This window comes from Bradyrhizobium sp. 142, assembly GCF_023074015.1.
Taxonomy (GTDB): Bacteria; Pseudomonadota; Alphaproteobacteria; order Rhizobiales; family Xanthobacteraceae; genus Bradyrhizobium.
The window spans coordinates 1-8,840 of sequence record NZ_JADPKQ010000026.1 but is presented as its reverse complement, the minus strand read 5'-3'; the positions used below and the strand labels follow the sequence as shown (position 1 = coordinate 8,840).

Genomic DNA, 8,840 nt, shown 5'->3' with positions numbered 1-8,840 from the left:
GAAGCGATCCGCACAATGGTCAGCAGCAACGTTCCCACCGGTCGGCATCACGGCGCGCCCAAGCATGGAGACGCGCTGCTGGCCGGTCTGATCCGGTGCCAGCGCTGCGGCCGTAAGCTCACACTCCGGTACTCCGGCATGAAGCACCATATCCCGCGCTACAGCTGCAGCCGCGCCCGGATGGACAATGGCGGCCCTCACTGCATCGCCTTCGGCGGATTGCGCGTCGATGATGCAATCGAGGAAGCACTGCTTGGCGTCGTTGGTCCGGGCGCTATCGCCGCTGCAACCGCGGCCGCCAAGGAAGCCGGGGAACGGCGGGATCAGGTGCGCGATGCGCTCAGTCGCGATCTGGAAGCGGCGCGCTATGCCGCCGACCGGGCTTTCCGGCAATACGATGCCGCTGACCCCGCGAACCGGCTGGTGGCGAGTGAGCTGGAAGCGCGCTGGAACAGGGCGCTCGCTCACGCGGCGGAGGTCGAGGGCAAGATCGCTATGCATGATGCGACGACGCCCGCCTCCCTTGCTGATCCAGTTGCGCTCGGCGTTCTGGCCTCGAACCTCAAAACGGTCTGGGATGCGCCGACGACGGATGCCCGCCTCAAGAAGCGCATTGTGCGCACCCTCATCCATGAGGTCGTGGCCGATATCCACGACGCGGCCTCCGAGATCGTTCTCATCGTCCACTGGGTGGGTGGCGCCCACAGCGAGTTGCGCTTGCCCAAACGCCGGCGCGGGCAGCGCAACAGCACCTCTACCGATATCATCCAAGCCGTGCGTCAGCTGGTGCTGATTGCCGGCGACGATCTGATTGCCGGCCTCCTCAACCGCAACGGCCTCAAGACCGGCAACGGCAATCGCTGGACCCGCGAGCGCGTCACATCAATGCGCTCGAGCTACCACATCCCGGTGTTCAAGCCCGCCGAGGACGAGATCGAACCCTGGCTCAACCTCGGTAACGCCGCAAAGCTCCTGAAGATCGCGCCCAAGACGCTTCGGCTGGCCGCTGAAGCCGGCGAGATCGAAGCCAGAGCCGGGCCCGAAATTTTGAACGCGTCGCTAAGTGGAGTTTCTGCCTGAAGGCGGCGATAATCGCCATGAACAGGAGAGACCATCAACAGACGAGCGCGCCGGAATCACACACCGGCTTTCAAGGCGAAGGTGGCGCTTGCCGCCGTCAAGGGCGACCGAACGATAGCTCAACTGGCTGAGCACTTTGACGTCCACCCAATCAGATTACGGCGTGGAAAGCCCAGCTGGAGAGTGGAGCTTCCGGAGTTTTTGGACCTGGCAGCGCGGCGCCGGCCGTGCCTGCGATCGACGTGAAGTCGCTGCACGCCAAGATCGGAGAACTGACGCTGGAGAACGATTCCTAAGAAACGGCAGCATCTACGTTCGGCTCCAAGGGCTGGAGAACAAAGCCGAATGCCTTGGCACGCCGATGCAAATTGTTGACCACTCGCGTCCGGTAACGCGTCTCGTAGGACGAGGCCCCGGGATCGACATAGTCCATTCCGTATCGCACAGCATTGTAGAACAGAACTGCGATCTTCCGGGCCGTGGCGGTCACGGCCTTAGCCTTGTTGATGCGCGCTGAGATTCGTCTATAAAAGGCGCCGAGCGCGGTGTCTGTACGACCCACGGTCACGGCAGCAAGGCGCAGAAGTGCCGCCGCCCGGCCGCCGGATCGGCGCGTTCGGGACGAGAGCATTTTGCCGCCGGAGATCCTGTTGCTCGGCGCTAGTCCCAGCCAGGAAGTAAAGTGCTTTGCACTTGGCCACGAGGAGAGGTCGTCGCCGCATTCAGCGATCAGCTTCAGCGAGGGGTAAGGGCCGAGGCCCTCGATCGTGGTGATGTCCTTTCCGAGCAACGCGAACAGCGCCTCGCGAACGTCGAAAGCTAAAGCGTTCGCCTGATCGGTTCGATTCTGACGCCGCGAGGCCCGCGGCGGTGATCCATGGCCATGACCGCGATGGATGCTCGGTTCCTTCAACACGGCTTCGATCCGGGTGTCGCAGGCAGATGCCTTCTCGTGGTAGGCGTGTAGAGCGCAAGTGCCTGCTCGAGCGCAAACAGAAGCTCGGCGCGGTAGCTTCCGGTGAGCGCCTTCGCGATCGTCTCGGCGCTGGAGTGGCAACTGTAATGGCGCAAGCACGCCAGCGCCTCAGGATCGCGCTCGCCGGCAAGGATCGCGCGTATGATACGCAGGCCGGTCGCGCCGGTGATGTCGGCGACGACGTGGTGCAGCTGAAGATTCATCTGTGACCCGCAAGACCATGCGTTTCGTTCCGATCAAATCGGCCGATCAGCAGGCGGCGGCCATGGTACTGAAGACGCGCGCTCTTTTACTCCGCCAGCAAACTCAGGCGATCAACGCGCTTCGCGGGCATTTGTCGGAGTTGGGCATTATAGCCGCTATCGGCACGTCGAAAGTAGCAGAGTTGATCGAGATCGTGCGGGACGAAGAGGACATTTGCCTGCCAAAAGCCGCCCGTTTGGCTTTGGCTGAAATCGCCGATCAGATCGAGGCATTGACGCGCCAGATCGATAAGCTCGAACGAGGTACCGTCGGCGAGGTGAAGCGTGACGAGGACATGCGGCGGCTGATCACAATTCCGGGCGTTGGAGCGATCACGGCGGCTTCCGTCAAAGCGCTGGTCCCGGATCCCGAAGGATTCAAATCCGGCCGTCACTTCGCCGCCTGGCTGGGACTGACGCCAAAGCCCCATTCTAGCGGCGGCAAGGAACGGTTCGGCGGCATATCGAAAATGAGGAATCCAACGCTCCGCTCGCTGCTTGTTTGTGGCGCGACATCGGTTTTGCGCCGCGTGAAGGGCAACGAGAAAGCGCCGCGGTGGCTAGTCGCGCTTTTGGCGCGACGGCCTTTCAAGGTAGTCGCGGTCGCGCTTGCAAGATCGCGAGGATCATCTGGCCGCTCCTCACCAAGGGCGGGAGCTATCGAAATACTGGCGCGGCAAGCGGCGCAGCACGTGCCTGAGCCGAACGACGACCAGAACAGACTGCCCGGCACGTAGCCGGACAGAGGCGAGGTGCATAATTAGACGGTGACTCCACGGGACGAAATCCCGAGGCGAGAGAGGCCGGCGCGACAATGCGCTTAAAGCGCGTCAGATTGATCAGCCCCTCGCATCGCGAATTTCATCGAGGCCAGCGGTCAACGACCGCGCTGAAAGGCCGGACATATGACCGCACCGTTCCAGGAGGACGAAATGTCTAAAAAAGCACTTGCCCGCGGGGCCGTTCCACATATGTCGCGCTATAGGCGCCGCCGAACCGTCTCGCGCGACAGGCTCTTGTGTTCGGTGAGCTTGATCATCGCGCCCGCCAGCAGCTTGAGCGTCCAGCGGGCACGACCCTTTGGCGGACTGGCGCAGGCTGTCGCCACAAGCAAGGCTTCTTGCCGTAAGTTTGCGTTACGCCCCGGGACGCGGTTCTTCGCTCAGTGCCCGCTCCAGATTGCCTTCCACGAAGCGTCGCTTGGTCCCGTACACGGTCGAGCCGCTCACACCGACGCTCCTTGCGATCTCCTCGTCGCTGGTCCCGGCATCGGCGGCCAGCAAAATCTGCGCGCGCTTGAGCTTGCGGGACGCATGCTTGCCGCCGCTGAGCAGCGCCTTCAGTTCGGTGCGTTCGATTTGGCTGAGTTCGACCCGATAGCGTACATTCATGGCGTGCCTCCTCGTTCGAGGCACGCACGAACAACTGAATCGGATGGCCGGCGTGAGTCCTTCGACAAAACCCGTCACGCCCACGCAGGGGCAGTATCTGGCTTTTATCCACCTCTATACCCGGCTGCATCGCAGGCCCCCGGCCGAAACCGACATGCAGGAATATTTCCGCGTCAGCCCGCCTTCGGTTCACCAGATGGTGCTGACGTTGGAACGCGCCGGCTTCATCAGACGGCAGCCAAGGACGCCTCGCAGCATCGAGGTCCTCGTCGATCCGAAACTCCTGCCCGTGCTAATCTGACTGCCGCACTCAACGCTAAAATCACCGTGCAGAACCACTAGCGAATGCTCCAGTTTGTCATTCCGTCATCCGACAATGACGGCGGGTTCGTGTCGTAAATCTCGCGGCAAATGCCGTCCGACGCGTATTTCATGAGGCCTGCGCCCTGCAGGCTCGTGTCGTTCAACAACGCGCCGAATTTCTCGAGGTCGCTTTCATATTCGAGGTCGACCAGGTAAGCCGCGAGGCGCAACGCGCTGCTCAGGTCCTGGTAGTCGTCGTCGCTCGAGATACCTCTCTGCGCCCGGTCGGCCGCCATTTGACTTGCGTGCCTCAATTGCGCGTTCTTCAAATGCTCGAGCAGTTCGAGCGTCGGTCGAATGGGCTCAACCATATTGCGTCTTCGGCTTGATTGCCGATCCTGCACATCGAAGCGGGTGAACTTGGTAGCATTAGCCTCGCGAGATGACGTCATCCATAATCTCCTTTGCTGCATAGACGTGGTAAATACGGTCGTGAAGAGGGCCCACTCGCTCCGAGTGACGAGGAGCGGGCTGAAGGGTGCAGCCTCCGCAAGACGGCCAACCCTTGGTTTTCAATCGTCCTTGAGAATCTTCTCAAAGGATTTGATGTTATTAATACAGCTTGGAACTGGTTGTTACCGGTTTGATAGTCGTTGATCTCAACGACTACGTCCAGCGCTTCGCGGCGCTTGTCTCACATGCATCGGTCACGGCGCCCTGCCATTGCTTGGGTTCGGATGTTCAGGCATGGAAACTCTTGTTAAAGGTGCGCCGCGGAGTCTTTAGTGCTGCGGTTACAATACAGATGGCTTCGAACGAAGTGTCGTGAAACTGACGTGAAGTGCCCCCGGATTTTTGACTGGCGGCCTAGCATTACAGTTGCCGTTTTGCCTTGAGGTGCGCACGCCGAGCGATCGCCTGGTGAGCTCTGCGCCAGAGTGACCATGCGATGATGTGGGCGGGTTGGATCCGCTTTCGAGCGAGTCTGATGGCGATGCGGCGGATTTCCTGAATTGACCAGCGGATCAATGACGCGGCTGCGATGGTTTTGTTTTTGCCGTGGTTCGGCGTTGCGTTTTTTTGGCTGCGGCGGATTGGCATGATGGCGGATCACCGCCATCATGGCGAAGGCGAGCATCACCATAGAGACGTGGCGATGCCAGCCATGCCAGGATCTGCTCTCGTTGTGATCAAGCCCGAACTCATTCTTGGCAGTCTCAAAACTGTCCTCGATCGCCCAGCGGTGGCCTTCGACTGCGACCAGCGTTTCAATGGCCGTTCCTGCCGGGCACCAGGTGGTGAAGAAGGCGAGGTCACCATCTGCGATGCGACGACGGATCAGCAGACCACGTGTCCACAAACCGTCATTTGCGCTGTTGAACTGCCCGGCATCGAGATCGGCCAGTTCGAGATAGCACCAATCATGCAGCCGCGGTCCTTTGGTTCCGTCCCCTGTCGACAGGGGTTTCCAGTCGGACGAACGCCGCGTCGAGGCGATGTCCGCGGCGGTGCCAGAGGCTGATCGCCGCTTGCCCCAGGATCGAAACACATGAGTGCTGCTGACCCCGAGCACATAGCCTTTGCCAGCCTGGCGTAGTTGCTGCTCGATATCGCCGACACCGTAGACGGTGTCACCAGCAACCCAGTTGAATGGTACAGACGCGGCGATGGCGCGTGCGATCATTCTGGTCGCAAGCTTTGGTTTGGTCGCAAAGCTGGTATCGGGGGGCACGTATGTGGCTTCCAGGCGATCTGGATCGTCGGTCCATTCCTTCGGAAGATACAACGCGCGATCGATGAACGCATGACCATGACGCGAAACGTAGGTAGCGAAGACGCCGATCTGGCAGTTCGTAATCTTCCCTGCCGAACCAGTGTATTGCCGTGCCACTCCGCATGAGGCCTTACCCTGCTTGAGAAAGCCAGTCTCGTCGATCACGAGGACCGCATCCTCATCTGCCAAATGCTCGACGGCAGTGCTGGGTCATCCCGCCGAAGGCCAATGGCGCGTTCGTAGCCGCCATGGAAGATGTGCTGGCGGTCTACACGCGGCCACGCGATGCCGATTACCCGCTGGTGTGCCTGGACGAGAAGGTGTTCTACACCGTGCCGTCGCGTTTGATCGGGCACCAACTGCGGGTGCGCTAGTCGCGCACGATATCGCGCAAGGCATCGGCATCCCAATCCCTGCGACCCAGGATCGCCTGTTGCCGCCATGGACCAGGATCGCCTGCCGCCTCCGCGCATCCAGCCGCGCTCGCTACGAGCGGCGTTCCATGCTGATCACCGCCAATCAGCCGTTTGGAGAGTGGAACAGGGTCTTCCCGGATCCTGCTATGACGCTCGCCGCCATCGATCGCCTCGTTCACCACGCCACCATCGTCGAGATGAACGTCGAAAGCTATCGCAGGCGCACCGCGCTCGAGCGGAAGCGTGGTCCAGGGCGACCATCCTCGCACGCGACACCAAAAACACTCGCTGATTGACGCTCCGCGACAATCAGAGCGAACAAAACTCTTGCGCGCGACAATCATCGCGGCAATCATCACCTCGCCGCGACACCGACTCGCCATCCTGATTGTCGTGCGCTTCCCATCCAGATTGTCGCGCTATAGGCATAGCCCGCCAGATGCTGCTCCGGATGCGCACCGCCACCATCGGGCGAGTAGAAGAACACGGCCGCCGGCGGATCTGGTCCGGCAAACGGACGGTCGTCGCGCACGTAGGTCTAGAGCCGGCCGGTCCGGGTCTTGCCCTTGGCCAGGACTGGCACCGTGGTGTCATCCGCGTGGATGCGCTCCGCTGCGAAGACGTGGCTCCGGATCGCATCGACCAGAGGCATCAGGCTTGCTGCGGAGGCACCTACCCAGTCCGCGAGCGTCGAAACGTCGAGGTCGATGCCTTAACGCTGGTAGACCTCGCTCTGACGATGAAGCGGCAGGTGCAGGCCGTACTTGGCGAACAGGACATGGGCCAGCAGCTTGGGCCCTGCACGCCCGCGCGCAATCGGGTGCGAAGGAGCCGGCGGCCGGGTGATCGCTTCGCAGGCCCGGCAGACGAGCTTCTCGCGCACGTGCTGGATCACCTTCCAGTGGCGCGGAACGAGCTCCCAGCGTCTCGGTCACGTCCTCGCCAATCTTTCGAATCGGCTGTCGCGGCAGCATGGGCAGGTGGCAGGCACCGGATAGACGATGCGCCGATCAGCGGCTCGGACAGAGATCGCGTCTTGTGATTCTCTGGTCGACGATGAGCGCTGATGATCTCTCCCCGACGATGTAACTACGCTACAGGCGATGTTGCGCGCCGAGCGGGCGGCTCGGCTGGCTGCGGAGGCAGAAGCCCAGGCGGGGGTCTTGCTGATCGAGAAGCTCAAGCTCACGATCAAGAAGCTGCGGCACGAGCAGTTCGGACAGTCCTCCGAGCGCGGCGCATTGCTGGACCAGCTCGAGCTACAGCTCGGCGACTTGGAGGAGAATGCGGCACAACTTAACACCGCGGCGCAGATGGCAGCCGAGAAGATTGCGGTGCCATCGTTTGAGCGCCGCAAGCCAGCACGCCGGGCGCTGCCGAGCATTTGCCGCGGGAGCGCCGGTCGCGCGACCAGCGATGCAAGCCGCTCCGTCCGGTGAATGCCGCCTTGCCGAATGAGGCGGTACAATGCGTCAGGGCCGGCGCTTCAGAGCGCGGCCCTCAATGAAAGCCCAATGGCCAAATCCGTTGCAGCCGACTTCGTCGTCCGTGAAGAAGGCCTAAGCCACTGATCGGGAATCTCGATTTGGGCTAAGGGGCATTTCCAGATTGCAAGGTTTTGATGCCTTGGGCGTCAGAACCTTGCGATTTGGCTTTCGTGGATTCCCTCGAAGCGGGAAGCATGATTCCTTGTCTGCATCGGAGGGGACGATGCGGCCGAAGAAGCACAAGACGACGGGATCGAACGATCTGTTCCGGGCTCGGCTCGACCAGATCATCAATATGAAGCACGAGCTGGTTCTGCTCGCCGGCAAGGTCGATTGGGACTGGATCGACGGCGAGATCGCGCCGCTCTACAGCGAGAACGGCAGGCCCGGGATCGAGACGCGCTTCATGATCGGTCTGCTGTTGCTCAAGCACATTTACGGGCTGTCCGATGAGGGGGTGTGCGAGCGCTGGGTCCATGACCCATACTTCCAGTTCTTCACCGGGGAAGAGTTCTTTCAGCACACGTTCCCGCACGAGCGCTCGGACCTGAGCCATTGGCGCAAGCGGCTTGGCGACAAGCTGGAGTTGCTGCTGGCCGAGAGCTTGCGGGTAGCGCACGAGGCCGGTGTATTACGTAGCCAGGACCTCAAGCGGGTTACGGTCGACACCACGGTGCAGCCGAAGGCCATCACCTTTCCGACCGATGCCAAGCTGCTGCATGCGGCCATCAAGGGGCTCAACCGCCTGGCGATCAGGCACGGCGTCAGGCTGCGGCAATCCTATGCTCGCATCGCCAAGGCCGCCGCGATGATGGCCGGCCGCTACGCCCATGCCAAACAGTTCAGGCGGCATCAGCGGCAGTTGCGTATCCTGCGTAGCCGGCTGGGCCGGATCATCCGCGACATCCGCCGCAAGATCGAAGGTCAGCCAGCACTGGAGCAGGCGTTCGCCCTCCCGCTCGGCCGGGCCACGCAGATCCGCTCGCAGCAGCAGCGCCAGCGCCAGCGCGGCTGGAAGCTCTATTCCTTCCATGCCCCGGAGGTGGAGTGCATCGGCAAGGGCAAGGCCAGCGCGCCTTACGAGTTAATGGCATGGACCACGCCCGCTCTCAGCGGCAACGTTAAGCCCCGGCAAGAGAAGGAGCACGAGCCATGTCCCATACGAACATTG

General features: G+C 61.7%; 8 protein-coding genes and 7 pseudogenes. 9 read left to right on the top strand and 6 right to left on the bottom strand.

Annotated features, from left to right (window positions below):
• Window positions 1–15: 15 nt before the first annotated feature.
• The 3 genes and pseudogenes from IVA82_RS48865 to IVA82_RS02175 all read left to right on the top strand — a co-directional run.
• Window positions 16–240 (top strand): annotated as a pseudogene (locus IVA82_RS48865) (zinc ribbon domain-containing protein); the annotation flags it as partial.
• Between the two features lie 87 nt (window positions 241–327).
• A complete protein-coding gene (locus IVA82_RS02180; RefSeq protein ID WP_247493149.1) occupies window positions 328–1,080 on the top strand; it encodes a hypothetical protein in 753 nt (250 codons plus the stop codon).
• 33 nt (window positions 1,081–1,113) lie between these two features.
• Window positions 1,114–1,370, top strand: a pseudogene (locus tag IVA82_RS02175) (transposase); the annotation flags it as partial.
• Between the two features lie 2 nt (window positions 1,371–1,372).
• Here the strand turns inward: IVA82_RS02175 and IVA82_RS02170 are convergent.
• Together IVA82_RS02170 and IVA82_RS02165 are read right to left on the bottom strand one after the other, a co-directional pair.
• Window positions 1,373–1,996 carry a transposase gene (locus IVA82_RS02170; RefSeq protein ID WP_247493147.1) on the bottom strand — a complete coding sequence of 208 codons (624 nt, stop codon included), beginning with the start codon at window positions 1,994–1,996 and terminating at the stop codon, window positions 1,373–1,375.
• On the bottom strand, window positions 1,990–2,259 hold the full coding sequence (locus IVA82_RS02165) for a hypothetical protein (RefSeq protein WP_247493146.1): 270 nt from the start codon (window positions 2,257–2,259) through the stop codon (window positions 1,990–1,992). The genes IVA82_RS02170 and IVA82_RS02165 overlap by 7 nt, the downstream gene beginning before the upstream one ends.
• Window positions 2,260–2,261: 2 nt before the next feature.
• Between IVA82_RS02165 and IVA82_RS02160 the strand changes: the two genes are divergently transcribed.
• Window positions 2,262–3,035 (top strand): IS110 family transposase, encoded by a 774-nt coding sequence (locus IVA82_RS02160; RefSeq protein ID WP_247493145.1) that lies wholly within the window; start codon window positions 2,262–2,264, stop codon window positions 3,033–3,035.
• Window positions 3,036–3,280: 245 nt separating this feature from the next.
• Here the strand turns inward: IVA82_RS02160 and IVA82_RS02155 are convergent.
• Window positions 3,281–3,689 (bottom strand): annotated as a pseudogene (locus IVA82_RS02155) (helix-turn-helix domain-containing protein); the annotation flags it as partial.
• A 52-nt stretch (window positions 3,690–3,741) separates the two neighbouring features.
• On the opposite strand from IVA82_RS02155, the gene IVA82_RS02150 reads away from it, so the two are divergent.
• Entirely contained in the window at window positions 3,742–3,990 is a 249-nt protein-coding gene (locus IVA82_RS02150; RefSeq protein WP_346659661.1) for a MarR family transcriptional regulator, read from the top strand.
• A 37-nt stretch (window positions 3,991–4,027) separates the two neighbouring features.
• Here the strand turns inward: IVA82_RS02150 and IVA82_RS02145 are convergent, their stop codons facing one another.
• Entirely contained in the window at window positions 4,028–4,363 is a 336-nt protein-coding gene (locus tag IVA82_RS02145) for a hypothetical protein (RefSeq protein ID WP_247493142.1), read from the bottom strand.
• Window positions 4,364–5,017: 654 nt separating this feature from the next.
• Window positions 5,018–5,964 (bottom strand): annotated as a pseudogene (locus IVA82_RS02140) (IS701 family transposase); the annotation flags it as partial.
• Here IVA82_RS02140 and IVA82_RS02135 point away from each other — a divergent pair.
• Window positions 5,961–6,083, top strand: a pseudogene (locus IVA82_RS02135) (IS630 family transposase); the annotation flags it as partial. The pseudogenes IVA82_RS02140 and IVA82_RS02135 sit on opposite strands and share 4 nt — an antisense overlap.
• Window positions 6,084–6,247: 164 nt before the next feature.
• A pseudogene (locus IVA82_RS02130) lies at window positions 6,248–6,478 on the top strand (ATP-binding protein); the annotation flags it as partial.
• 131 nt (window positions 6,479–6,609) lie between these two features.
• Here IVA82_RS02130 and IVA82_RS02125 read toward each other — a convergent pair.
• A pseudogene (locus tag IVA82_RS02125) lies at window positions 6,610–7,101 on the bottom strand (transposase); the annotation flags it as partial.
• 244 nt (window positions 7,102–7,345) lie between these two features.
• On the opposite strand from IVA82_RS02125, the gene IVA82_RS02120 reads away from it, so the two are divergent.
• Both IVA82_RS02120 and IVA82_RS02115 read left to right on the top strand, forming a co-directional pair.
• Window positions 7,346–7,621: a transposase gene (locus IVA82_RS02120; protein WP_247493141.1), complete on the top strand. Its 276-nt coding sequence runs from the start codon at window positions 7,346–7,348 to the stop codon at window positions 7,619–7,621.
• A 271-nt stretch (window positions 7,622–7,892) separates the two neighbouring features.
• Window positions 7,893–8,840 (top strand): IS5 family transposase (locus IVA82_RS02115; protein ID WP_247493140.1); only part of this gene is annotated, 948 nt, incomplete at its 3' end.